Consider the following 22,548-nt stretch of genomic DNA (forward strand, 5'->3'; position numbering starts at 1 on the left):
ATCGGATCGGCCCACAAAACAAGAACGGGAAAACGCCATGCCTTCGTCCACTCGTCTGCCCGCGCGCGTCTTTGCCGTCCTCTGCGGCAGCCTGCTGGCCGTGTCCGCCCAGGCCCACATGCAGGCGATGGACGATGGCGAGTTGTCGAACGTGACCGGCCAGGCCGCCTTCCTCACGGTGGATGCGTCGACCTACCAGAACTACCAGTACACCCGCCTGAACTTCGGCGCCGACATCAGCCTGCTGACCAACATGGACCAGCTGAGCCTGGGCAACTACACCCGCACCGGCTCCAATACCGTGTCCTCGCAGCCATCGGACATCCTGATCAACAACTTCGCCCTGGGCCGGGTGGACAACGCCAACTCGGCCCAGGCCAGCGTGGTGCCGTTCCAGATCCAGGACCCGTACGTCGAGTTCGCCTTCCAGACCAACGCCCAGGGCGTGCGCCAGCTGGTCGGTGCACGGATCGGCTTCGGCCGCGCGCTGGGTGACCTGTCCGGCGACATCCAGTCGTTGACCGGCAACCTGCAGGGCAAGATCTACGGGCCGGCGTCCATCGCCCAGCAGTACTACATGCAGCAGCACAACCTGAACGGCTTCACCTGCCTGTTCGATACCAACTGCCTGGCGCTATCGCTGGCGGGCAACACCCAGGTCTATGCCGACGTCAATTTGCTCAAGGCCGGCACCGGGGAAACCACCATCAACGGCCAGCCGATCAACCGCGCCACGCAGATCGGTATCGCAAAGGGCGACTCGCTGCACAGCGACGAGAGCGGCCTGATCGCCTCGCTGATCCCGACCCTGTCGACCACCAGCAACTGCCAGGCGTTGGGCCTGACCACCTGCTTCGACCTGACCAACTACAAGAGCATCTACATCGGCAAACCGGGCGGCACCAACGTCGCCACCGATGGCGCCCAGGGCATCTTCTTCTCGCTGCAGAACCAGAACGTGCCCTGGAAGGACCTCGCCAACGCCGGCAATTTCGTCAGCACCCAGTCCGGCGCCTTCGCCAACTTCCCCAAGGTGGGTACCGGCGCCGATGCGGTCTATCCGATCCTGATCAACCTCTACGACGCCCTGCGTGGCCTGCCGCGGGTCTCCACCTGCATGGGCGCCCAGGCCTCGGGGTGCTGACATGAGCCGCCGTCTGCTTTCCCTGTTGTGCCTGTGCGGCGTGTTGCTGAGTTTGCCGGCCATGGCGATGAAGGCGTTGGATGACGAGCAGCTGGAAGGCGTCAGTGGTGCCGGCCTGGGCTTCTTCATCGACGGTTTCAGCTACGACCAGGCCACCGCCACGGCGAAGATCACCGGGGTGAAGAACAGCTCCGGCGCGGACGTTGCCGTGGACATCACCGGTGCCTACATCAAGGGCGCCGGCAGCCAGCGTGGCACCCAGGACGTGAAGGCCTACCTCGGCACGCCCATGCATCCCTTCACCCTCGGGCCGATCAAGTACGCCAGCGGGCAGAACATCCCGGTCGGCTCCCAGGCGCTGCAGCTGAAGACGCCGACCTGGACCGACCCGATCAACGACACCCACCAGTTCGGCCTCTGGTCCTACTACCAGGGCTGCCTGTACGGCGAAGCCGGGTGCACCGATCCGACCAAGGCCACTACCAAGATCAACGGCGAGCTCAGCGGCCTGACCAGCCAGCGCGATGCGATCTACACCACCTATGGCACCAACCTCACCACGCTGAAGAGCGGCATAGACACCGACATGGCGGCGGTGAACACCCAGCAGGCCCAGGTCGCCACCGCGCAGGCTGACGTCAACGCCAAGTACGCCAGCATGTCCAGCCTCTATAACCAGTTGCCCTCGCAGATTTGCGGCATCACCTGCCAGAGCAAGCCGGCGCTGGGGCAGACCTACAGTTGCCCGCTGTTCGCCAACTGCTCGGCAGCCACGAACTACAACAACTCGGTGTCGGCCTACGGTACGTCCTCGGACAACCTCGAATCCGCCCAGCAGAATCTCAGCGCAGCCTGGAACGTGCAGCGTAACGGTCGCACCTTGAGCCAGCGCGCCAGCGACTACGACAGGTTCGTCCAACTGTGCGGAGCCCAGAGCGGTAGTGCCACCACGTGCGTCGGTGGCTCGATCAAGCGCACGCAAGGCAATGTCGCCACCGTGCAACTGGTCGCCAGCACCCTGCAGACTTCCGGCAACACGCGCATCCAGGGCCTGGATATCGGCCTGAAGACCACCTTCACGCTGCCGAGCGTCGCCTACAACAGCGATGGCAGCCAGGGCGCCACTACGACCCGCCAGGACTACTTCGCCATCGACATCCAGAACTTCACGCTCAACGGCTCCTACCTCAACATCTGGGGCGCCGCCGCTGGCATGAAGCTTTCCATGAGCCTGCAGATGTATGCCGACAAGATGATCATCAGCGGTTGCCAGACCTGCACCGACAACGACCGCGCGGTGCTGAAGAACATCTACTTCGACCTCAACCTGGGCGACGCTAACTACCAGCCGGCTACCCTTACCGTGGCCAGCACCGGCGACCTGGTGCTGAACGCGCCGGGCGTCACCTGGGCCAACCACGACGCCTTCTACCAGAACGTGCAGAAGAGCAATATCAGCATCGGTGACCTGAGCATCAGCGGCACCGACCTCGGTTCGCAGGCCATCCGCGGCATGCGCATCGACTACCTGAACGTGCAGACGCACGCCCTGCCGCGCTGAGGAGAACCGCGATGAACATGCCTTCCCGCCGCCTCCTGCTCGCCGTCCTGTTCGCTGCCGCGCCGCTGGCCCATGCCGAGATGCAGGGCCTCGACGACAGCGAGATGTCCAGCGTCAACGGCCAGAACGGCGTCAGCCTGGCGGTGAACTTCAACCTCGCGGCCAATACCGCCGACACCCGTTGCAGCGGCGGTTGCGGCGCGCGCCTGGCGATCCAGCCGCTGAACAGCACCGGCTACATCGTGCTGGACAACTTCAAGGGCACCTTCAGCTTCGATGGCATGACCATCGATGTGGTGAACATCAACAGCGGCTTCAACGGCGACGGCGCGCTGTTCAACCAACAGGCGCTCAAGGTCGGCCTGACCAACGCCAGCGCCACCAACCTGCAGTTCTCCCTTGGCGGCGCCAACCAGGCCAAGGCGGGCGCCGGGCTGCAGCAATCGACCCTGCTCACCTACCAGGCTTCCGGCGCGGTCAAGCTGACCGGCAACATCTACGTCTTCGGCACCCACTGACGGCGCTTCCGCCGGCCGGACTTTCCGCGCGCGGCGTTTCACGCGACAATCCCGGCCCGTTGTGATTTCCCTGCAGCCGCAGGATGCCCACAGGTACTGGACTCTTGATCGAAGAAGCCCGCCGTCGCGCCTACCTTGGCGCCATGCAGGTCGCCTCCTGGCTGCCGCGCGTGGCCTTGCCCTTCGCTGCGCCTTCGCGCCCCGAACTGCTGGAGCCGCTGGCGCCCGCCGAAGAGGTGGCGCCGGCCGCCGTACCCGAAGCCCGTACTGAAGCAGCGGCTCCTGCGGTAGCGCCGACTCGCCCGGCGATCCCGGTGGTGATGCCCAAGCGTGCCGAGAAGGCAGCCGAAGCACCGGCCCAGGCCGAGCCCGAGGCGGCTGCCCCGCGCGCGCCCGTCGAGCCGCCGCCGCGCTTTGCCCTGCAATTGCTGCGTGCCGGCAGCTGCGCCCTGCTGGTGGAACTGCCCACCGGCGAGCCACTGGCCAGCCGCGACCCGGCCTACCTGCTGCTCAAGGACCTGCTGCGCGCCGCCGGCCTGCCGGACAGCCCGCAGATCATCGGCGAGCCGGTGCGCTGGCCGTTGCTCTCCCGCGGCAACCTGGACCAGGGCCCGCAGGCTGCACGAGAGTTCGTCCAGGGCTTCGTCGCCGCGCGCCTGGAAGAGAGCGGTGCCTGCAAGTGCCTGTGGCTGGTCGGCCGCCCCGCCGTGCGCTTCGCTGGCGAGGCCGAAGACGATGCCCTTTACCGCGAACTGCAGGTCGAGGAGCTCGGCGTCGCCTGGGCCATCCCCGGCCTGGAGCGCCTGATCGAAGAACCTCCGCTCAAGGCCGAGCTCTGGCGCGCCATGCGCCGGGTGCGGCAGCGCTGGACGAGCCAGAACGACGCATGACCGACGCGATTTCCTTCCGCCCCATGACCGAGGCGGATCTCGATGCCGTACTGAAGATCGAATACGCCGCCTTCAGCCACCCCTGGACCCGCGGCATCTTCACCGATGGCCTGAAGAGCTACGACTGCTGGCTGATGTTCGAAGGCTCCCAGCAGGTCGGCCACGGGGTCATCCAGATCATCCTCGACGAGGCGCACCTGCTGAACATCACGGTGAAGCCGGAAAGCCAGGGCCGCGGCCTCGGCCTGCGCCTGCTCGAGCACCTGATGGCCCGCGCCAACGAGCTGGGCGCGCGCGAGTGCTTCCTCGAAGTGCGCGAGTCCAACCAGGGCGCCTACCGCCTCTACGAGCGCTTCGGCTTCAACGAGATCGGGCGCCGGCGCGGCTACTACCCGGCCGTGGGCGGTCGCGAAGACGCATTGGTCATGGCCTGTACGCTTTTGGACTGATCCGTCACTCCGGCCATATCCCGCAGTTACCGGCTGGTCTAGGCTTTCGACCAATAACAAGAACAAGGTCGTGCCATGAAGCCAACCGCTGCAACGGCGGTGCCGTCCACCCGGGGCGCCACCCGCTGTGCCCGGCATAGCGCCGGGTATTCTCCTGCCGTTTCCCACCCTGCACGACGTGCGTCGGAGTCTGGCGCCGTCGCTGTGAACTAGGGAGGCGCCGGCATGTGCGACACCCTCGTCCTGCGCAGTGAAAATCGCACCTGGTTCGCCAAGAACAGCGACCGCGAGCCGGCCGAGCCGCAACGCCTGCTGCGTCTGCCGGCCGTGCGTGGCGACAGCGCCGCGCACGTGCGCACCACCTACCTGGAAATCCCCCAGAGCGCCGAACGGCATGCCGTGATCCTCAGCCAGCCGAGCTGGATCTGGGGCGCGGAAATGGGCGTCAACGAACACGGCGTGGCCATCGGCAACGAAGCGGTTTTCACCCGCCTGACCAGCCAGCAGGGCGAGGCGCTGCTCGGCATGGACCTGCTGCGCCTGGGTCTGGAACGTGGCGCCAGCGCGCGCGAGGCGCTGGAAGTCATCACCGAGCTGCTGGAGCGCCACGGCCAGGGCGGTCCCGCCGGCTTCCGCAACAAGCGCATGCGCTACGACAACAGTTTCCTGATCGCCGACGCCGAAGAAGCCTGGGTGCTGGAGACCGCCGGGCGGCTGTGGGCGGCCAAGCGCGTTGAGCGCTGGGCGATCTCCAATGCCCTGACGCTAGGCCACGAATACGACCTCGCCAGTGAAGACCTGCCCGGCCAGGCGCGCCGCCTGGGCTGCTGGAACGGCCGGGGCGACTTCCACTTCGCCCGCGCCTTCGACGGCCGCGTGCTGCCGTGGATCGCCGGCGCGCACCAGCGTCGTCGGCTGAACATGGACTTCCTCGCCAACTGCCCGAGCCAGCCCGATTGGCAGGCCCTGGTCGTCGCCCTGCGCAATCATGGGCAGCGCGAGCATGACTTCCATCGCCACGACAACCGCCAGGTGTGCATGCACGCCGGCAGTTTCTGGCGACCCTCGCAAACGACGGCCAGCCTGATCGCGCGCCTCGGCGGCGGTGAACCGCGGCTGGCTGCCACCGGGACCTCGGCGCCGTGCCTGTCGCTGTTCCAGCCGCTGGCGTTCGACCCGGCTGCCGGTGCCAGCCTGCTCAGCAATGCCGATGACCCGGTGGAGCGCTCGCTCTGGTGGCGCTTCGAGAGTGTCCATCGGCGCGCCCTGGTCGATGCGGAATTCGCCGCCGCGCTGCGCGCCGGGCATTCCTGGCTGGAGAGCGAGCAGCTCGCCGCGCTGGACCGGCGCATGCCGGAGTGGGCCCGCCTGGCGGCCGAGGCCGAGGCCTGGCATGGCGCCTGGCAGCAGTTGGCCAGGCATCTGCAACCACGGCTGCCGCGCTGGTGGCGGCAGCATGCCGCGCCCTAGGGGATGGCGCTTGTCAAAGGTGCCGGTGCTGACTAAGGTGCGGCACCGGACTGGAGGAGCCAACCATGAGCGACCTGCAACAGCTGTTCGACAACAACGCCCGCTGGGCCGAAGCGATGAACCGCGAGCACCCGGAGTTCTTCGCCAAGCTGGCCCAGCAGCAGACGCCGGAATACCTGTGGATCGGTTGCTCCGACGCCCGCGTGCCGGCCAACGAGATCGTCGGCATGCTGCCCGGCGATCTGTTCGTCCACCGCAACGTCGCCAACGTCGTGCTGCACACCGACCTCAACTGCCTGTCGGTGATCCAGTACGCCGTGGACGTGCTCAAGGTGAAGCACATCCTGGTCACCGGCCACTACGGCTGCGGCGGCGTGCGCGCCTCCATGCAGGACCGCCAGTTCGGCCTGATCGACGGCTGGCTGCGTAGTATCCGCGACCTGGCCTACGAGCACCGCGAGCACCTCGCCCAGTTCGCCACCGAAGAGGAGCGGGTCGACCGCCTCTGTGAGCTGAACGTCATCCAGCAGGTGGCCAACGTCAGCCACACCACCATCGTGCAGAACGCCTGGCATCGTGGCCAGGAGCTGTCGGTGCATGGCTGCATCTACGGCATCAAGGACGGCCGCTGGAAAAACCTCAACGTCACCGTCAGCGGCCTGGAGCAACTGCCGTCGCAATACCGCCTGCGCCCAGTCGGCCAGCCCTGAGTGCCGCCGACCGGTCATCCGGCGCGCTCGCCGGGTGCGCCGGGCGGTTCGATCATGAATGGGTAGATGGACGTGGAAGGCGAGGCGGGCATGCGTGAACTTTGTGTAATCGCCGGTGACGGCATCGGCCGCGAGGTGCTTCCGCCGGCTGTCGCCGTGTTGCAGAAAGTGCTGCCGGAGCTGCGTTTGCGCGAAGCCGAGGCTGGCTGGGACTGCTTCCAGCGCCACGGTACCTCGGTGCCCGAGGCTACCTTCGAGGCACTGCGGCAGTGCGGTGCAGGGCTGTTCGGCGCGGTTTCCTCGCCCAGCCACAAGGTCGAGGGCTATCGCAGTGCCATCCTCCAGCTGCGCCAGAGGCTGGGGCTCTACCTCAACCTGCGCCCGGTACGCAGCCTCCCGGTGGTGTCGCACCATCCCGGCGTCGACCTGCTGATCCTGCGCGAGAACAGCGAGGGGATGTACAGCGGCCGCGAGCACTGGGAAAGCGACGGCGTGGCGATCGCCGAGCGGGTCATCAGCCGCGCCGCCTGCGAGCGCCTGGCGCTGGCCGCCGCGCGTATCGCCCATGGCCGCAAGGCGCGGCGAATCACCCTGGTGCACAAGGCCAACGTGCTGTCGCTGACCTGTGGGCTGTTCCGCGACACCTGCCGCGACACCCTGACCACCGAAGGCTGGAGCAACGTGCTGGACGAGCGTCTGGTCGACGTCGCCGCGCTGCAACTGGTGGAGTGCCCGGAAGGCTTCGACATGATCGTCACCAGCAACCTGTTCGGCGACATCCTTTCCGATCTTGCCTGCCACTGGGGCGGCGGCCTGGGGCTGGCGCCTTCGCTCAACCTGGGCGACGGCCTGGCTCTCGCCGAGCCGGTGCACGGCAGCGCCCCCGACATCGTCGGCAGTGGCCGCGCCAACCCGTTGGCAGCCATCCTCAGTGCGGCGCTGTTGCTGCGCAATCACTGGCAGGACGAAGCCAACGCGCGGCGTATCGAGCGGGCAGTGGAGGCCTTCCTGCGCGAGGAGGGCCATATCGATCACGGCGTGGAAACCACTCGCGTGGTGGGCGAGGGCGTGCTGCAGCGGCTCTAGCGGCTCAACCCAGTTCGGGGTGCGCGGCCAGGTAGCGGCCGATGACGGTACCCAGGACGATCAGCGGCAACGCCGCCAGCGCCAGGCGCCAGCCGGTGTCGAGAGGCAGCCAGTGGAGGAAACTGGTGTATTGCGTGGCGAGCAGTCCCAGCCCGAGCGACACGGCGGTCGCCTCGAAAGTCCTGAAATCGCGAGGCATACGGGGAAACCTGTGGCAGAAAAATACGCCATTGCCCAAGGGGCAGCGTGTGGGCAATGGCGCCATTGGAGAGCAGGTAAATGGAGAAACCTGCGGCGCCAAAGATACCGATGCGAGCGGACCATTAGCCAGCTAAGCAAAGGCGAATCTGTGTTGCCGAGATCGAAACAATCCAGTCTTCGAGGCCCCTGTCTGGCTTCATCGGACCGGCATTCTGTCGCCCGAGGATCGGGCTTTGCCGCGCGCCGCTGGATAGGCTGTAAGCCTGCCATGCATCGGATCGCGAGGACGCGAAATGGACAAACCACTGCAAGGGCGGGTGATCGCCATCACCGGCGCCTTCGGCAATCTGGGGCTGGCGCTGGCCGTTGAAGCTGCGCGCCGAGGCGCACGGCTGGCGCTGCTCGGGCGTGCGTCGGTCGAGGGCGTGAACCTGCCGGTCGAACTGCACGAGGCGCTGCTGCTGGGTGGCGTCGACCTGACCAGCGAGGACTCGGTGGCGCAGGCCCTGGCGCACATCGAAGATCACTTCGGCCAGCTGGACGGCCTGGTCAACGCCGCCGGCGGCTTCCGCTGGCAGACCCTGGACGGCGGCCAGCTGGACGCCTGGGACGACCTGTACCGGACCAACCTGCGAACCGCCGCTACTGCGAGCAAGGCAGCGCTGCCGCTGCTGCAACGCTCCAGGGCCGGGCGCATCGTCAACATCGGTGCTGCCGGCGCGGTAAAGGCGGGAGCCGGGATGGGCGCCTATGCCGCCTCGAAGGCCGGTGTCGCGCGTTTGACCGAGAGCCTGGCGGAAGAGCTGAAGGACAGCGACGTGACGGTCAACGCCGTGCTGCCCGGCATCATCGACACTCCGCAGAACCGCGCCGACATGCCGGGCGCCGACGTCTCCCGCTGGGTCACGCCGGCCGCGCTGGCGGCGGTAATCCTGTTCCTCCTCTCGGACGATGCAGCTGCCATCACCGGCGCGCTGCTGCCTGTCACCGGACGGCTCTGACGTGCTGGCCGTATTCTGCGAACTGGTGCTGTTCGGCGCGTGTGCGTGGGCAGCCTGGGGCTGCGCCCGCCGAGGCCAGGGCTGGGCAGTGCTCGGTTTCGCTCTGCTGGGTTTCGCCGCCTTGCTGGGGGCTCTGACCTATGCCGGTGTGGCAGCCGTCAGCGAACCGCACCATTGGTTATCCACAGCCGCTGGCCGCGTTGCGCTGGTGCTGATCGCCTTTGCCGGCGGAATCGGTCGCTGGCGAGTGTTCGGCGTGCTGGCAGCGGTGGCAGCCATGTCTCTGCTACCGGACAACCTGGCGCTGGCCGGCAACCTGGCCGCCCTGCTGGCGATCGCCTGGAAAGGCCGCTCCGCTCGATGGCCGTTCGCAGTCGCAGGCGTGGTGCTATTCGCCTCGGCCGGCCTGCTGATCGGCACGCACGGCGAATGGCTGGGCATGGCGCGGCTGGACCTGTTCCACCTGTGCCTGGCGGCGGCGGTGCTGACCTGGGGCGCGGCGGGAATTGGCGAGGGGCGGTTGGCGGGGCGGAGCGCGCGTCCGGAGCTGGCGCGCGGGCATTAAAAAAGCCGGCTTGTGGCCGGCTTTCAGGGGGTGGTCCGTTCTCACTTCTGGTAAGCAGCGACCGCCTTGATAATTCTGTGGACGGGGCGCTGGCGCCGGCGTCGTGGGCGCGCACTTTAGCAAATTCGTCCGGGCTTGCCTAATGGCATTTGCGCCAAGCGGCGGCTAATGCGGCTGCTACGCTCTGCGCTGGCAGTTTGCGGGAGATGGCCGATGCACAAGGCTTGGATTGGAATTCTGCTGCTGGGGCTGGCGGGCTGCCAGTCGCCGGGAGCGCTGAAGGAGGAGGTATCGGTGTCGAGCGTGCAGACGCTGAAGTCGCCGCCGGTGTATCGCGATTGCCTGTTGCCGAAGTGGCGCGCCTATCGCTCCGGCACCGAGCAGGTGGAAGTCCGTTACGGCTATCGCCTGGTTCTGCCGGATAGCGCCGGCCAGCCCGGTGCGTTGCTGGAGGTCGGTGCCAATGAGCGCGGCAGTCTGGTGTCGCTCTATCAGCGACCCGGTGTGGACAGCGTGCTCGCCGAGCGCAGCCTGCGTGAGTGCCTTTAGCACCCATGAAAAAGCCCCGCGCTTGGCGGGGCTTTTTAGCAAGGCAGCGGGCGAGGCCCGCGTCCGTCACTTGGCCTGGAAGGCGGCGACGGCCTTGGTGATGTATTCGCGAGCTTGTTCGGCGTTGCCCCAGCCCTCGACTTTCACCCACTTGCCCTTCTCGAGATCCTTGTAGTTCTCGAAGAAGTGCTTGATCTGCTCCAGCAGCAGGGCCGGCAGGTCGGTGTATTCCTGCACGTCCTTGTAGAGGACGGTCAGCTTGTCGTGCGGTACGGCAACCAGCTTGGCGTCGCCGCCGGCTTCGTCGCTCATGTTCAGCACGCCGACCGGACGGCAGCGGATGACCGAGCCCGGCGCGACCGGGTAGGGGGTCACGACCAGCACGTCGAGGGGGTCACCGTCGTCGGCCAGGGTGTTCGGGATGAAGCCGTAGTTGGCCGGGTAGAACATCGGGGTGGCCATGAAACGGTCGACGAACAGGCAGTCGGTGTCCTTGTCGATCTCGTACTTGATCGGCGCGTGGTTGGCCGGGATCTCGATGGCGACGTAAATGTCGTTCGGCAGGTCTTTGCCAGCCGGGATGCTGCTGTAGCTCATGGACGACTCCAGGTGTCTGTCGGACCGAAAAAAGTGCGGCGGATTATAGGCAGATTGCCCCGCGCAAGCCACAGCCGGCGCTCAGTGCGGGGGATGTTCCTGATATTCGGGGTGTTCGCGCTGCAGGCTGCGCAGGCGCGCCAGCGGATCTTGCCGGTAGAACAGGGCGAGCTGCTGGTAGACCTTCGGATAGGCCGCCTCGAGCAGGTCGGGGCCGGTGAAGAAGTATTCGCTGGTCACGGCGAAGAATTCCGCCGGGTTTTCCGCCGCGTACGGGTCGATGGCCGTATGCGCGTGCGGGTTGTGGTCGAGCTGGCGGTTGAGGTCGTCGTAGGCCGACTGCATGGCGCTGGCCCAGTCGGCGATGCGCATGTCGCGGTGCAGCGGCGGCAGGCCGTTGGCGTCGCCGTCGAGCATGTCCAGCTTATGCGCCAGCTCGTGTATCACCAGGTTGTAGGCATCCCAGCCGCCGCCGCTTTCCACGCCGGGCCAGGCGAGGATCACCGGGCCTTGGAAGGAGGTTTCGCCGCTGCGTTCGTCGTCGAATTCGTGGACCACGCCGGCCGGGTCGCGGTGTTTCTGCGGGCTGAGGAAGTCGTCCGGGTACAGCAGCAGTTCGTGGAAGCCCTGGTACCAGTTCAGTTCCGGCAGGTGCAGCAACGGCAGCTGCGCTTGGGTGGCGAGCAGCAGGCGGCGGAAGTCGTCGAGCTCGACGCCGGGCAGGGCGTTGAGGCGCTTGTCGCGCAGGAACAGCAGCGCCCGCTCGGCGAGCAGGCTCAGTTCGTCGGCGCTCAGGCCGTCGAGGATCGGCAGTTGCCGGCGGACCTCGGCCCATAGCGCCGGGTCCAGCGGATGTCGGGCGAGGAAGCGGCGCCTGCGCCAGGCGCCGAACGACCACATGGGCTCAGCGCTCCGAGGTCTGGGCCTTGGCGTTGCGCGACAGCTTGTGGCGGATCACGCCGATCGCCATGGGGACCAGCGAGAAGGCGATGATGCCGATGATCATCAACGAGAGGTTCTGCTTGATGAAGGGCACGTTGCCGAAGAAGAAGCCGAGGGTCACCAGGCCGCCGACCCAGGCGATGCTGCCGACGACGCTGAAGGCGAGGAAGCGCAGGTAGGGCATGTAGGCCATGCCGGCGACGAAGGGCGCGAAGGTCCGCACGATGGGCAGGAAGCGCGCCAGGGTCACGGTCTTGCCGCCGTGGCGTTCGTAGAAGGCGTGGGTCTGGTCCAGGTAGTCGCGGCGGAACAGCTTGGAGTTGGGGTTGCTGAACAGGCGTTTGCCGAGGGTCCGGCCGATCACGTAGTTGGTGCTGTCGCCGCTGACCGCCGCGAGCAGCAGCAGGCCGCCGAGCAGCCAGGGGTCCATGCCGCCGCTGGCGCAGATGGCGCCGGCGATGAACAGCAGCGAATCGCCCGGCAGGAAGGGAGTCACCACCAGGCCGGTTTCGCAGAAGATCACCAGGAACAGGATGGCGTAGATCCAGGCACCGTAGTTGCTGACCAGCAGCGTGAGGTAGGTGTCTAGGTGCAGGACGAGGTCGATCGGGTTGAAGTCCATGAAGTGCCTTGAGAACGACGGGGTGAACTGGCCAAGCGGGGCATTATAGGCGGCGCAGGGATGCCACGGGGCGCGCATTGTCGCGCGGCCGCGGAAACTCAGATTGCAGGATATTACAGCCTCCGGGTGAAAAAGCTGTCGGCATGAAGCCTGCAGTTTCCCCCTTCGATAGCCATCGTCGGGGGACGCTCCATGCGCCACAGCTCCATCGCCCGCCTGGCGCCCGGCCTTGCGCTGTGCGTCGGCACCGATCTGCCCGAGCAGGCGGCGCGGTTGCGCACGCACTGGCTGGACGGACGGCAGGGGCGGCCACCGCTGTTCATGCTCGCGCTGCTCTGGGGGCGCGGGCGCACCGATATGGTGCAAACCCTGGAGGCGCTGCTGGATGGCCTGTTCGCCGATTTCGCCGGAACGCCCGAGGGGTGGTCGGAGACCCAGGCGGTGCGCCAGGTGCTCGCCTCGCTGAACATGCAGCGCTTCCGCCTGGCCCGTGGCGGGCAGGCGCTGCCTGAGCTGGCGGTGGGCATCCTACTGATCCAGGGCGAGGACGTGCATTTCCTGCGTTGTGGCAACGTCGGTCTGCTGCGCGTTCGGCAGGGCGAGCTGCAATCCCTGGCCGGGCGCGAGGACGGCTTCCTCGGAAGTCAGGCGGAGCTGGCGCTGACCCAGCACAACCTGGCGAGTCGCCCGGACGAGGCGTTGCTGCTGGCACCGCAACCCTTGCTCGAGGTGATGGACCGACGGCCGCTGCAGGCGCTTGGTGCATTGAGTCCCGAAGTTGATCCCGGCGAACTGCTCGCGCCTTTGCTGCAGGCCCCTGGTGCGGCAGCGCTTTTGTTGCCGGCTCGCGCGCTCGGTCAGCCCGGCATACCCCAGCCGAACACCTGGCCAGCACCGCCTGCCTTGCATCCTGGCGACGAACTGGACGGCTGGCGGGTGCTCGAACGTTGCGGATACGGGCCAGAGGCGCGCTTGTATCGCGTGCGCCATGACGATGGTCGCGAAGCCTGGCTGCTGGCGGCGGAACACGCGGCGGACCAGGCCTACTGGCTCCGCGAATGGGCCCTGCGCTGCTGCAAGGTCGCGAGCCTGCCGGATGTGCTTTCGCCGCGCGAGGCGCGCCGGCATGCCTTCCAGTTGCTCGGCCTTCCGCCTGGAACATGGCGAAGCCTGGCGGACTGGCGCGGGGCCCGTCGGCAACCCTCGGCGAGCGAGCTGCTGGGGTTGCTGCGGCAACTCGTCGAGGCGCTGCGGGCATTGCAGCGGCGCGGTGTGCTCGGGCTTTGGGTTTCGCCGCGGCAGGTGCTGGTGAACGAAAAGGGCATGCTGGTGCTGGTGCCTGAGGTTGCGGCGGTGGTTCCCGGAGTCCCCCGCCAGGCTCTGCCGGGAAATGTCTTGCCGCTGGCGCCGGAGCTGCGTAACGGCGGTGCGCTGGACAGTCGGGCCGATCAGTTCATGGTCGCGGCCTACGCCTATTGGCTGGCCAGCGGACGTTGGCCGGCGTTGGCGCTACCGGATGCCGAGGAGGGGGCGCGCTATGTGCCGCTGGCGGAGCGGGGCGTGCGGGTTCCCGCTGGCTGGGACGGCTGCCTGGCGCGGGCGTTGGCGCCTGAGCCCGGGCAGCGCTTCGAGGCCATGTCGGAGTTCATGCAGGCGCTGGAGCGCCCGCTACTGCATGCCGACCCAGTTCAGGGTTGGCGGCGTCGGGCGATATTCGCTGCGCTGTTCGGCGTGACCCTGGCCGGGGCCGTGCTCTATCTGTTCGGCTAGCGGGTGCTCGGCCACCGCGCGCATGGCCTGTGCCGTTTCGAGGTGGGCGTCGGCGATCAGCTGCTGCAGTCGCCCGCTCTGACGCAGGGTACGCAGGCTGCGGTCGAGGTTGGCGGCCAGTGCTTCGCCGCCGCTGCGGGCCTTGGGAATCAGCACATAGAGCGGCTTGACTTCCAGGGGAGGCTGGATGAACTCCAGCTGCTCGCGCAGCGCCGGGGCGTTGCGGGCCAGCAGCTGGTAGCCGGTGTAGCGATCCACCACGGCCAGGTCGAGGCGCCCGCGCAGGAGCTTCTCGAGGTTCTGCCAGTCGCTGTTGACCACTTCCTTGTTCAGGTAGTCGGCGGCGTCGAAGTCCGCCTGGTTCACGTAGCCGCGCACCACGCCGATGCGGTACGGGCGCAGGCTGTTCAGGTCCCCGGGGTTGTAGGCGATGGCGCGGTCGCGGCGGTGAAAGAAGCCGAGCTGCGAATCCAGCAGCGGCATCGAGGTGTAGAAGTCGCGGCTGCGATCGACCGACAGGTAGGCCGGCATCAGCGCGTCGTAGTGGCCCTCGCGGGATTCGTTGAGGGCGCGTTGCCAGGGAAGGAAGATGACCTCGGCCTTGTCGCCGTTGAGGGCAAGGGCTTCGTCGAGAATGCGGGTGGCCAATCCTTTGCCCGGCAGGTCGGGCCCCACGTAGGGTTCCCATTCCAGGGTCGCCACGCGCAGGGTTTCGGCGTGGGCGCTGCCCAGGGCGAGCAGCAGGGCGAATGCCAGGCGACGCAGAGATCGTTGGGGAGAATGCATGTAACCCCTTATCCGTCGGACTACGGATGCTGCACCTACGGTGCCATGACTCTAGCGCTGCGGCCCCGCTGCGACCAGCGGGGCGGGATAAATGCTCAGACGAGGTCGTCGCTGATCGGCAGGATGTAGTTCTTGAACTCGGTGTCCTCGCGGAAACCGATCGATTCGTAGACCTTCTGCGCCACTTCGTTGCCGATGCTGGTCGACACGCGCATGCGCACGGCGTTGGTGTCGCGCGCCATCTGCCGGGCGTGCTGCAGCAGGTGGTCGGCGACCAGCTGGCGGCGCGCGTCCTCGGCGACGTAGATGTCGTTGAGGATCCACACGCGCTTGAGCGACAGCGAGGAGAAGCTCGGGTACAGCTGGCAGAAGCCCAGGATGCGGTCGTCAGCGTCGTCGGGCAGGGCCAGATAGATCACCGACTCCTTGCGGCTCAGGCGCTTCTCGAGGAATTTCCGCGACGACTCGGGGTAGGGGAGCATGCCGTAGAACTCGCGGTACTTGACGAACAGCGGAGTCAGCATGTCGAGGTGATCGAGGGTGGCTTGCACGATGCGCATATCGATTCTCTGCGGTCGGTGAATGGGCTGCTATCACGATGCAGTTGCTATGCCAGCGAAATGGCATGGGGCTGGATGCTGCACCAGAAATCGTGGAAAGCGCAATCCAAGCAAGCGTTTGATCGAAGGCGGTGTGGCAGCTGTTTCGTAGGCGCGAGCTTGCTCGCGAATGCCCCGCTGCGAAGCCGGTTCGCGAGCAAGCTCGCTCCTACAGGGAAATTTTCTGCGTCAGTTGCCGGCAAGCAGGAAGTTGGCGCCCGGCCCCTCGCCACCCAGGCTCGGCAGTTCCGCCTCGTCCTTCAGGTTGACCCCGGAGAGCTGGCGCCGGCAGGCCTCGCGCATCAGGTAGAGCAGGCGGTGCGCGGCCATGCCGTAGCTCAGGCCTTCCAGGCGCACGTTGGAGATGCAGTTGCGGTAGGCGTCGTTGAGGCCGACCTTCGGCGCCCAGGTGAAGTACAGGCCGAGGCTGTCCGGCGAGCTGAGGCCGGGGCGTTCGCCGATCAGGATGACCACCATCCTCGCCCGCAGCAGTTCGCCCACTTCGTCGGCCACCGCGACCCGGCCCTGTTGCACCAGGGCTACCGGCGACAGGCTCCAGTTTTCAGCCTGCGCCTGTTCTTCGAGACGTTCCAGGAAGGGCAGGGCATGGCGCTGCACGGCCAGGGCGGAAAGCCCGTCGGCGATCACCACGGTAAGGTCGTAGCCCTGCGGGTTGGCCTCGGCGTGCTGGCGCAGGAGTTGAGCAGAATCAGCGTGCAGGCGCCGGCCGAGATCGGGGCGTTGCAGGTAGACATGGCGGTCGGCGGCGGCGCTGTGCAGCAGCAGCGTGTCGCGGCCGCGTTCGGCCAGGGCGGCGCTGATGCCGGCATGGTCGAAGGGCAGGTGCACGGCGTCGCGGGCCTGCGCGTGGGCGAACTGGAAGTCCAGTTGCGCCTGGGTCGGCAGGCTGGTGCCGGCGCGGCCGAGGGCGATGCGCGCTGGGGTCAGGCGGCGCAGTTCCTGCCAGGGATTGGGCGTGGCGGTGGGCTTGTCGTCGTGCATCGCGCTTCCTCAGCTCAGTTGCGCCAGGGCCGGGCGGAACGCCGGCGGCAGTTGCTCGGCCAGGCGCACGCGGCCTTCCTGTTGCTGGAGAATCTGCATGCGTTCCAGCCACGCCTCGAACTCCGGTGCGGCGCGCAGGCCGAGGCTCTGCCGCGCGTAGAGCGCGTCGTGGAAGGAGGTGGTCTGGTAGTTGAGCATCACGTCGTCGGAGCCGGGGATGCCCATGATGAAGTTGATCCCGGCCACGCCGAGCAGGGTCAGCAGCATGTCCATGTCGTCCTGGTCGGCTTCGGCATGGTTGGTGTAGCAGATGTCGCAGCCCATCGGCACGCCGAGCAGCTTGCCGCAGAAATGGTCTTCCAGGCCGGCGCGGATGATCTGTTTGCCGTTGTACAGGTACTCCGGGCCGATGAAGCCGACCACGGTGTTCACCAGGAACGGCTTGAAGTGCCGGGCCACCGCATAGGCGCGGGTCTCGCAGGTCTGCTGGTCGACGCCGTGGTGGGCGTTGGCCGAGAGCGCGCTGCCCTGGCCGGTCTCGAAGTACATGAGGTTGTCGCCGAGCGTGCCGCGCTTGAGCGACAGGCCGGCCTCGTAGCCTTCCTTGAGGACTGCCAGGCTGACGCCGAAGCTGGCGTTGGCCGCCTCGGTACCGGCGATGGACTGGAAGACCAGGTCCAGCGGCGCGCCACGATTGATCGCTTCGATCGAACTGGTGACGTGGGTCAGCACGCAGGACTGGGTGGGAATCTCGTACCGCTGGATGATGGCGTCGAGCATCTCCAGCAGGGTGCAGATCGACTGCAGGCTGTCGGTGGCCGGGTTGATGCCGAGCATGGCGTCGCCGTTGCCGTAGAGCAGGCCGTCGAGGACGCTGGCGGCGATGCCTGCCGGGTCGTCGGTCGGGTGGTTGGGCTGCAGGCGGGTCGACAGTCGCCCGCGCAGGCCCTGGGTGTTGCGGAAGCGGGTGACCACGCGGATCTTCTGCGCGGCCAGTACCAGGTCCTGCACACGCATGATCTTCGATACCGCCGCTGCCATCTCCGGCGTCAGGCCCGGCGCCAGGGCGCGCAGGCTGTCCTCGTTGGCGGCGTCGCCGAGCAGCCAGTTGCGGAAGTCGCCGACTGTCAGGTGGCTGACCGGCGCGAAGGCGGCGCGGTCGTGACTGTCGATGATGAGGCGGGTGACCTCGTCGTCCTCGTAGGGGATCAGCGCCTCGTCGAGGAAGCGCTTGAGCGGCACCTCGGCCAGCGCCATCTGCGCGGCGACGCGCTCGGCATCGCTGCTCGCCGCGACGCCGGCCAGGCAGTCGCCGGAGCGCTCCGGGCTGGCCTTCGCCATGAGGTCCTTGAGACTGTCGAAGCGCCAGGTCTGGCCGCCGACGCTATGGGCGTATCCGGGCATGGGATCTCCTTGGGGCGACGAAGGCGCCAGGCCCTGCGGCCCGGCGCCGGTGGATCAACCTTCGCTGGCGAAGCTGGCCGGCACGCCACGGCGCGCGGCGATCACCAGGTTGCAGCAGATGATGCCGGCGAGCATCAGGACCACGAACACCACGGCGATGACTTCGTTGTACCAGAGCATCGCCACCAGGCACAGCAGCGCCAGGCCGAGCGCGATACCCGGCACGATCGGGTAGCCGGGGGCGCGGAAGGTGCGCTCCAGGTTCGGCTCGCTGCGGCGCAGCTTGAACAGGCTGAGCATGCTCATGATGTACATGACGATGGCGCCGAACACGCTCATGGTGATCATCGCCGCGGTCAGGGTCATGCCCTGCAGGCTGATCAGGTTGTCGCTGAAGATCGCCGCGATGCCGATCACGCCGCCGGCGAGGATCGCCCGGTGCGGGGTCTGGAAGCGCGACAGCTTGGCCAGCGCCGGCGGCAGGAAGCCGGCACGGGCGAGGGCGAAGAACTGCCGCGAGTAGCCGAGGATGATGCCGTGGAAGCTGGCGACCAGGCCGAACAGGCCGATCCATACCAGCATGTGCATCCAGGTCGAGTTGTTGCCGACCACCGCTTTCATCGCCTGCGGCAGCGGGTCGTTGATGTTCGACAGGGTGCGCCAGTCGCCCACGCCGCCGGCGAAGATCATCACGCCGATGGCCAGCACCACCAGGGTCAGGATGCCGCCGATGTAGGCGCGCGGGATGGTGCGTTTCGGGTCCTTGGCTTCCTCGGCGGCCATGGCTGCACCCTCGATGGCGAGGAAGAACCAGATGGCGAAGGGGATCGCCGCGAAGATGCCGCCGATGGCCGAGACGCTGAATTCGCTGGAACCGGCCCAGCCATTCAGGACGAAGTTGCTGAAGCTGAAGCCCGGGGCGACCACGCCCATGAACACCAGCAGCTCGATCACCGCGAGCACCGTGACCACCAGCTCGAAGGTCGCGGCGATGCTCACGCCGATGATGTTCAGGGACATGAAGATCACGTACGCGCCGGCCGCCGCCCACTTCGGATCGAGGGCCGGGAACTGCACGTTGAGGTAGGCGCCGATGGCCATGGCGATGGCCGGCGGGGCGAAGACGAATTCGATCAGGGTGGCGATCCCGGCAATGCTCGCGCCGGTCTTGCCGAACGCCCGCAGGCTGTAGGCGAAGGGGCCGCCTGCGTGGGGGATCGCAGTGGTCAGCTCGGTGTAGCTGAAGATGAAGCAGGTGTACATCAGGGCCACCATCAGGGTGGTGACCAGGAAGCCGAGGGTGCCGGCGGTGCCCCAGCCGTAGCTCCAGCCGAAGTATTCGCCGGAAATCACCAGGCCCACGGCGAGGCCCCAGAGGTGCAAGGTTCCCAGCGTCGGTTTTAGTTGTGATGCGCTCATCGAGGACTCCTCTGCCCCTAGGGGCGTGGTCGGGTTGCCAGGCCTCGATGGTAGCGAGCGAGGCGGGCGAGGACTTGACCCTGGGGCACCGCGTGCGAGCCCTGCGGTCAAGTTGCAACAGGGTGTTACCCATCGCCCCAGAATGAGGCGTGGCGCGCCCTCCAAGGTGGCGCGATGGTTTGCCGATAGCCCCGTTTGACGCGCTTTGGAGGTGTCGGCAAACGAGGCATGGGAATTGCAAATCCGTTTTCTTGGATAAGTGATCAATAAAACGAGCGTGCGCCCATGACCCCGTCTCTGTTCTCCGCCGCCGGCCTTGCGCCCACGGCCAGCAACATCGGTGTGCTGTCCGCCGCCGCCAGCGGACTGGATGGTTTCATCCGCGCCCAGGGCGGCGACCTCGACCGGGTCTTCGGCCGCGCCGGCATCGATCCCGAACAACTGCGCCACCCGACGCTCAGCCTGGCGCTGACCAACTATTGCCAGGTGCTGGAAGAAGCGGCGCGGCAATCGGGCTGCGACAACTTCGGCCTGCGCTACGGCCAGCAATTCCAGCCACGCGCCCTCGGCCTGCTGGGCTATGTCGGGCTGTGCTCGGAAACCCTGGAAGACGCCCTGCGCAACTTCGCCGCGGCATTCCCCTATCACCAGCACAGCACGCTGATCCGCCTGGTCGATTGCGGCGAGTGCTACCGCTTCGACTACCAGGTGCAGCACGGCGCCATCCTCGACCGTCGACAGGACGCCGAGCTGACCATGGGCATGGCGCTGAACCTGTTGCGCCACGCCCTCGGCGCAGATTGGACGCCGCGCGCAGTGGGCTTCGAGCACGCGCGGCCGGATGGCTGGCAGGAACATGGCAAGGTGTTTGGCGCGCCGGTGCATTTCCAGCGCGGCTGCAATTCGCTGCTGGTGCCCAAGGCCGACATCCGCGGCCGGCTGATGCCCGAGCGCGACGCCAACCTGCTGTTCCTGGTCCAGGACGTGATCCGCCGCCTCGGTGAACAGGGCAATCGCCCGGACCTGCTGGAAGATGCGGGCACCCAGATTCGCCTGGCACTGGGCGAGGGTGAGCCGGTGCTGGAGCTGATTGCAGAACGCCTGGAGCTGACCGCGGCCGGCCTGCAGCGGCGCTTGCGCGAGGCGGGCCTGAGCTTCAGCCAACTGGTGGAAAACACCCGCCGCGACCTGGCGCTGCACTACCTGCGCCAGCGCCAGCGGCCGATTTCCGAGCTGGCGCCGCTGCTTGGCTATTCCGAGACCAGCGCCTTCTCCCGCGCCTTCCGCCGCTGGTTCGGGGTGAGCCCGCGGCAGTGGCGTAGCCATGAGGGCTGAGCGCCCCAACTAGACCTGAGCCATCCCCGCTGCAGAAAGCACTGTAGGAGCGGACCTTGTCCGCGATCGCGGGCATGGCCCGCTCCTACAGGATGCGCGGGTGCCAGGGTTTTCGCGGATAAGATCCGCTCCTACGCGGTGCCGCTTTCCGCAAGGCAAAAAAACGCGGCCCGCAGGCCGCGCAAAGAAGAGAGTCGGGAGCCGCCCGCCGCAGCGGGCGGGTGGATCAGAAGAAGCCCAGCGGGTTGATGTCGTAGCTGACCAGCAGGTTCTTGGTCTGCTGGTAGTGGTCGAGCATCATCTTGTGGGTCTCGCGGCCCACGCCGGATTTCTTGTAGCCGCCGAACGCGGCGTGCGCCGGGTACAGGTGGTAGCAGTTGGTCCACACGCGGCCGGCCTTGATGCCACGGCCCATGCGGTAGGCGCGGTTGATGTCGCGGGTCCAGACGCCGGCGCCCAGGCCGTACTCGGTGTCGTTGGCGATGGCCAGGGCCTCGGCTTCATCCTTGAAGGTGGTGACGCCGACCACCGGGCCGAAGATTTCTTCCTGGAAGACGCGCATCTTGTTGCTGCCCTTGAGCAGGGTCGGCTGGATGTAATAGCCGGTGGCGAGGCTGCCTTCGAGCTTCTCGACCTGGCCGCCGACCAGCACTTCGGCGCCTTCCTGCTGGGCGATGTCGAGGTACGAGAGGATCTTGTCGAATTGCTGCTGCGAGGCCTGGGCGCCGACCATGGTGTCGGTGTCCAGCGGGTCGCCGCGCTTGATCGCCTTGACCTTCTTCATCACCACTTCCATGAACTGCGGGTAGATGGATTCCTGCACCAGCGCACGGGACGGGCAGGTGCAGACTTCACCTTGGTTGAAGAAGGCCAGCACCAGGCCCTCGGCGGCCTTCTCGATGAAGGTCGGCTCGGCTTGCATGATGTCTTCGAAGTAGATGTTCGGGCTCTTGCCGCCCAGCTCTACCGTGGAGGGGATGATGTTCTCTGCGGCGCACTTGAGGATGTGCGAGCCCACCGGGGTCGAGCCGGTGAAGGCGATCTTGGCGATGCGCTTGCTGGTGGCCAGCGCTTCACCGGCCTCGCGGCCGAAGCCCTGAACGACGTTGAGCACGCCCTTGGGCAGCAAGTCGCCAATGATCTCCATCAGCACGCAGATGCCCAGCGGGGTCTGCTCGGCCGGCTTGAGCACGATGCAGTTGCCGGCGGCCAGCGCCGGGGCGAGTTTCCAGGCGGCCATCAGCAGCGGGAAGTTCCACGGGATGATCTGCCCGACCACGCCCAGCGGCTCGTGGATGTGGTAGGCCACGGTGCTGTCGTTGATCTCGGCGGCCGAACCTTCCTGGGCGCGGATGCAGCCGGCGAAGTAGCGGAAGTGGTCGGCGGCCAGCGGGATGTCGGCGTTGAGGGTCTCGCGCACCGGCTTGCCGTTGTCCCAGGTTTCGGTGACGGCGAGCACTTCGAGGTTCTGTTCGATGCGGTCGGCGATCTTCAGCAGGATGTTCGAGCGCTCTTGCACCGAAGTGCGGCCCCAGGCGTCGGCGGCAGCGTGGGCGGCGTCCAGCGCCTTGTCGATGTCGGCGGCGTCGGAGCGGGGGAATTCGGCAATCGCCTGGCCATTCACCGGCGAGGTGTTGATGAAGTACTGGCCGTTCACCGGCGGCACGAACTCGCCGTTGATGTAGTTGCCGTAGCGCGACTTGAAGGACACGACGGCACCGGCAGTTCCAGGTTGGGCGTAACGCATGGTTGATCTCCTGACTCTTGTCTTTGTTGGGGAGGACGCGTTTGCGGTTTAACAAGACTAGAGCAAGGGCCGGGCCATGCCAGTGGAAGGCCCGTCATTGCTGGGCCAACGGTCGGATTGTGGAACCTGCCTGGAAGGCGCTGTGGCAGCTGCGGGACAGTCGCGGGTGACAGTTTGTCCC

At 67.0% G+C, this 22,548-nt stretch carries 23 protein-coding genes; 13 read left to right on the forward strand and 10 right to left on the reverse strand.

Annotated features, from left to right (window positions below; translation table 11 throughout):
* Window positions 1–37: 37 nt before the first annotated feature.
* The 8 genes from ACA097_RS16890 to ACA097_RS16925 all read left to right on the forward strand — a co-directional run bounded on the left by ACA097_RS16890 (window position 38) and on the right by ACA097_RS16925 (window position 7,828).
* On the forward strand, window positions 38–1,144 hold the full coding sequence (locus ACA097_RS16890; protein WP_371364648.1) for a DUF6160 family protein: 1,107 nt from the start codon (window positions 38–40) through the stop codon (window positions 1,142–1,144).
* A 1-nt stretch (window position 1,145) separates the two neighbouring features.
* On the forward strand, window positions 1,146–2,705 hold the full coding sequence (locus ACA097_RS16895; RefSeq protein WP_371364650.1) for a hypothetical protein: 1,560 nt from the start codon (window positions 1,146–1,148) through the stop codon (window positions 2,703–2,705).
* An 11-nt stretch (window positions 2,706–2,716) separates the two neighbouring features.
* Entirely contained in the window at window positions 2,717–3,223 is a 507-nt protein-coding gene (locus ACA097_RS16900; protein ID WP_371364652.1) for a DUF6160 family protein, read from the forward strand.
* Between the two features lie 104 nt (window positions 3,224–3,327).
* Complete coding sequence (locus ACA097_RS16905) at window positions 3,328–4,113, forward strand: energy transducer TonB (protein WP_371364654.1); 786 nt, start codon at window positions 3,328–3,330, stop codon at window positions 4,111–4,113.
* The gene (gene rimI / locus ACA097_RS16910) at window positions 4,110–4,562 is read left to right on the forward strand and encodes a ribosomal protein S18-alanine N-acetyltransferase (RefSeq protein WP_160288389.1); all 453 of its coding nucleotides are present in this window, start codon (window positions 4,110–4,112) and stop codon (window positions 4,560–4,562) included. The genes ACA097_RS16905 and rimI overlap by 4 nt, the downstream gene beginning before the upstream one ends.
* Before the next feature lie 225 nt (window positions 4,563–4,787).
* A complete protein-coding gene (locus ACA097_RS16915; RefSeq protein WP_371364656.1) occupies window positions 4,788–6,032 on the forward strand; it encodes a C69 family dipeptidase in 1,245 nt (414 codons plus the stop codon).
* A gap of 65 nt (window positions 6,033–6,097) precedes the next feature.
* The gene (gene can / locus ACA097_RS16920; RefSeq protein ID WP_160288387.1) at window positions 6,098–6,742 is read left to right on the forward strand and encodes a carbonate dehydratase; all 645 of its coding nucleotides are present in this window, start codon (window positions 6,098–6,100) and stop codon (window positions 6,740–6,742) included.
* A 90-nt stretch (window positions 6,743–6,832) separates the two neighbouring features.
* Window positions 6,833–7,828: an isocitrate/isopropylmalate family dehydrogenase gene (locus ACA097_RS16925; RefSeq protein ID WP_371364658.1), complete on the forward strand. Its 996-nt coding sequence runs from the start codon at window positions 6,833–6,835 to the stop codon at window positions 7,826–7,828.
* Between the two features lie 4 nt (window positions 7,829–7,832).
* On the opposite strand, the gene ACA097_RS16930 is transcribed toward ACA097_RS16925, so the two are convergent.
* Window positions 7,833–8,027, reverse strand: a complete 195-nt coding sequence (locus ACA097_RS16930; protein ID WP_371364660.1) for a hypothetical protein — start codon at window positions 8,025–8,027, stop codon at window positions 7,833–7,835.
* A gap of 295 nt (window positions 8,028–8,322) precedes the next feature.
* On the opposite strand from ACA097_RS16930, the gene ACA097_RS16935 reads away from it, so the two are divergent.
* From ACA097_RS16935 to ACA097_RS16945, 3 genes are all read left to right on the forward strand, one after another.
* A complete protein-coding gene (locus ACA097_RS16935; RefSeq protein WP_371364662.1) occupies window positions 8,323–9,030 on the forward strand; it encodes an SDR family NAD(P)-dependent oxidoreductase in 708 nt (235 codons plus the stop codon).
* Window position 9,031: 1 nt separating this feature from the next.
* Window positions 9,032–9,595, forward strand: a complete 564-nt coding sequence (locus tag ACA097_RS16940) for a hypothetical protein (RefSeq protein ID WP_371364664.1) — start codon at window positions 9,032–9,034, stop codon at window positions 9,593–9,595.
* 213 nt (window positions 9,596–9,808) lie between these two features.
* The gene (locus tag ACA097_RS16945; RefSeq protein ID WP_371364666.1) at window positions 9,809–10,144 is read left to right on the forward strand and encodes a hypothetical protein; all 336 of its coding nucleotides are present in this window, start codon (window positions 9,809–9,811) and stop codon (window positions 10,142–10,144) included.
* A gap of 66 nt (window positions 10,145–10,210) precedes the next feature.
* Here the strand turns inward: ACA097_RS16945 and ppa are convergent, their stop codons facing one another.
* The 3 genes from ppa to ACA097_RS16960 all read right to left on the reverse strand — a co-directional run bounded on the left by ppa (window position 10,211) and on the right by ACA097_RS16960 (window position 12,305).
* Window positions 10,211–10,741 carry an inorganic diphosphatase gene (ppa, locus tag ACA097_RS16950; protein WP_160288381.1) on the reverse strand — a complete coding sequence of 177 codons (531 nt, stop codon included), beginning with the start codon at window positions 10,739–10,741 and terminating at the stop codon, window positions 10,211–10,213.
* An 81-nt stretch (window positions 10,742–10,822) separates the two neighbouring features.
* Window positions 10,823–11,641, reverse strand: a complete 819-nt coding sequence (locus ACA097_RS16955) for a zinc-dependent peptidase (RefSeq protein ID WP_160288380.1) — start codon at window positions 11,639–11,641, stop codon at window positions 10,823–10,825.
* Window positions 11,642–11,645: 4 nt separating this feature from the next.
* Entirely contained in the window at window positions 11,646–12,305 is a 660-nt protein-coding gene (locus ACA097_RS16960) for a DedA family protein (protein WP_043255174.1), read from the reverse strand.
* 192 nt (window positions 12,306–12,497) lie between these two features.
* Here ACA097_RS16960 and ACA097_RS16965 point away from each other — a divergent pair, with 192 nt between their 5' ends.
* On the forward strand, window positions 12,498–14,075 hold the full coding sequence (locus ACA097_RS16965) for a protein kinase (RefSeq protein WP_371364668.1): 1,578 nt from the start codon (window positions 12,498–12,500) through the stop codon (window positions 14,073–14,075).
* Here the strand turns inward: ACA097_RS16965 and ACA097_RS16970 are convergent.
* The 5 genes from ACA097_RS16970 to eat all read right to left on the reverse strand — a co-directional run bounded on the left by ACA097_RS16970 (window position 13,974) and on the right by eat (window position 19,285).
* On the reverse strand, window positions 13,974–14,861 hold the full coding sequence (locus ACA097_RS16970) for a substrate-binding periplasmic protein (protein ID WP_371364670.1): 888 nt from the start codon (window positions 14,859–14,861) through the stop codon (window positions 13,974–13,976). The genes ACA097_RS16965 and ACA097_RS16970 overlap by 102 nt on opposite strands.
* Before the next feature lie 95 nt (window positions 14,862–14,956).
* Window positions 14,957–15,421 (reverse strand): N-acetyltransferase, encoded by a 465-nt coding sequence (locus ACA097_RS16975; protein ID WP_160288377.1) that lies wholly within the window; start codon window positions 15,419–15,421, stop codon window positions 14,957–14,959.
* 228 nt (window positions 15,422–15,649) lie between these two features.
* Window positions 15,650–16,462 carry an ethanolamine ammonia-lyase subunit EutC gene (gene eutC, locus ACA097_RS16980; RefSeq protein ID WP_371364673.1) on the reverse strand — a complete coding sequence of 271 codons (813 nt, stop codon included), beginning with the start codon at window positions 16,460–16,462 and terminating at the stop codon, window positions 15,650–15,652.
* A 9-nt stretch (window positions 16,463–16,471) separates the two neighbouring features.
* On the reverse strand, window positions 16,472–17,866 hold the full coding sequence (locus ACA097_RS16985; protein WP_371364675.1) for an ethanolamine ammonia-lyase subunit EutB: 1,395 nt from the start codon (window positions 17,864–17,866) through the stop codon (window positions 16,472–16,474).
* Between the two features lie 54 nt (window positions 17,867–17,920).
* Window positions 17,921–19,285 (reverse strand): ethanolamine permease, encoded by a 1,365-nt coding sequence (gene eat, locus ACA097_RS16990; protein WP_371364677.1) that lies wholly within the window; start codon window positions 19,283–19,285, stop codon window positions 17,921–17,923.
* 285 nt (window positions 19,286–19,570) lie between these two features.
* Here eat and ACA097_RS16995 point away from each other — a divergent pair, with 285 nt between their 5' ends.
* Complete coding sequence (locus ACA097_RS16995; protein ID WP_043255165.1) at window positions 19,571–20,620, forward strand: AraC family transcriptional regulator; 1,050 nt, start codon at window positions 19,571–19,573, stop codon at window positions 20,618–20,620.
* A gap of 226 nt (window positions 20,621–20,846) precedes the next feature.
* Here ACA097_RS16995 and ACA097_RS17000 read toward each other — a convergent pair whose 3' ends face one another.
* Window positions 20,847–22,367, reverse strand: a complete 1,521-nt coding sequence (locus tag ACA097_RS17000; RefSeq protein ID WP_371364679.1) for an aldehyde dehydrogenase family protein — start codon at window positions 22,365–22,367, stop codon at window positions 20,847–20,849.
* Window positions 22,368–22,548 lie beyond the last annotated feature (181 nt).

This window comes from Pseudomonas sp. QL9 (assembly GCF_041409665.1).
GTDB lineage: Bacteria > Pseudomonadota > Gammaproteobacteria > Pseudomonadales > Pseudomonadaceae > Pseudomonas > Pseudomonas knackmussii.

Coding starts and splice junctions, on each gene's coding strand:
- ACA097_RS16890 (WP_371364648.1), top strand. CDS start 38: ATGCCTTCGTCCACTCGTCTGCCCGCGCGCGTCTTTGCCGTCCTCTGC.
- ACA097_RS16895 (WP_371364650.1), top strand. CDS start 1,146: ATGAGCCGCCGTCTGCTTTCCCTGTTGTGCCTGTGCGGCGTGTTGCTG.
- ACA097_RS16900 (WP_371364652.1), top strand. CDS start 2,717: ATGAACATGCCTTCCCGCCGCCTCCTGCTCGCCGTCCTGTTCGCTGCC.
- rimI (WP_160288389.1), top strand. CDS start 4,110: ATGACCGACGCGATTTCCTTCCGCCCCATGACCGAGGCGGATCTCGAT.
- ACA097_RS16915 (WP_371364656.1), top strand. CDS start 4,788: ATGTGCGACACCCTCGTCCTGCGCAGTGAAAATCGCACCTGGTTCGCC.
- can (WP_160288387.1), top strand. CDS start 6,098: ATGAGCGACCTGCAACAGCTGTTCGACAACAACGCCCGCTGGGCCGAA.
- ACA097_RS16925 (WP_371364658.1), top strand. CDS start 6,833: ATGCGTGAACTTTGTGTAATCGCCGGTGACGGCATCGGCCGCGAGGTG.
- ACA097_RS16930 (WP_371364660.1), bottom strand. CDS start 8,027: ATGCCTCGCGATTTCAGGACTTTCGAGGCGACCGCCGTGTCGCTCGGG.
- ACA097_RS16935 (WP_371364662.1), top strand. CDS start 8,323: ATGGACAAACCACTGCAAGGGCGGGTGATCGCCATCACCGGCGCCTTC.
- ACA097_RS16945 (WP_371364666.1), top strand. CDS start 9,809: ATGCACAAGGCTTGGATTGGAATTCTGCTGCTGGGGCTGGCGGGCTGC.
- ppa (WP_160288381.1), bottom strand. CDS start 10,741: ATGAGCTACAGCAGCATCCCGGCTGGCAAAGACCTGCCGAACGACATT.
- ACA097_RS16955 (WP_160288380.1), bottom strand. CDS start 11,641: ATGTGGTCGTTCGGCGCCTGGCGCAGGCGCCGCTTCCTCGCCCGACAT.
- ACA097_RS16960 (WP_043255174.1), bottom strand. CDS start 12,305: ATGGACTTCAACCCGATCGACCTCGTCCTGCACCTAGACACCTACCTC.
- ACA097_RS16965 (WP_371364668.1), top strand. CDS start 12,498: ATGCGCCACAGCTCCATCGCCCGCCTGGCGCCCGGCCTTGCGCTGTGC.
- ACA097_RS16970 (WP_371364670.1), bottom strand. CDS start 14,861: ATGCATTCTCCCCAACGATCTCTGCGTCGCCTGGCATTCGCCCTGCTG.
- ACA097_RS16975 (WP_160288377.1), bottom strand. CDS start 15,421: ATGCGCATCGTGCAAGCCACCCTCGATCACCTCGACATGCTGACTCCG.
- eutC (WP_371364673.1), bottom strand. CDS start 16,462: ATGCACGACGACAAGCCCACCGCCACGCCCAATCCCTGGCAGGAACTG.
- ACA097_RS16985 (WP_371364675.1), bottom strand. CDS start 17,866: ATGCCCGGATACGCCCATAGCGTCGGCGGCCAGACCTGGCGCTTCGAC.
- eat (WP_371364677.1), bottom strand. CDS start 19,285: ATGAGCGCATCACAACTAAAACCGACGCTGGGAACCTTGCACCTCTGG.
- ACA097_RS16995 (WP_043255165.1), top strand. CDS start 19,571: ATGACCCCGTCTCTGTTCTCCGCCGCCGGCCTTGCGCCCACGGCCAGC.
- ACA097_RS17000 (WP_371364679.1), bottom strand. CDS start 22,367: ATGCGTTACGCCCAACCTGGAACTGCCGGTGCCGTCGTGTCCTTCAAG.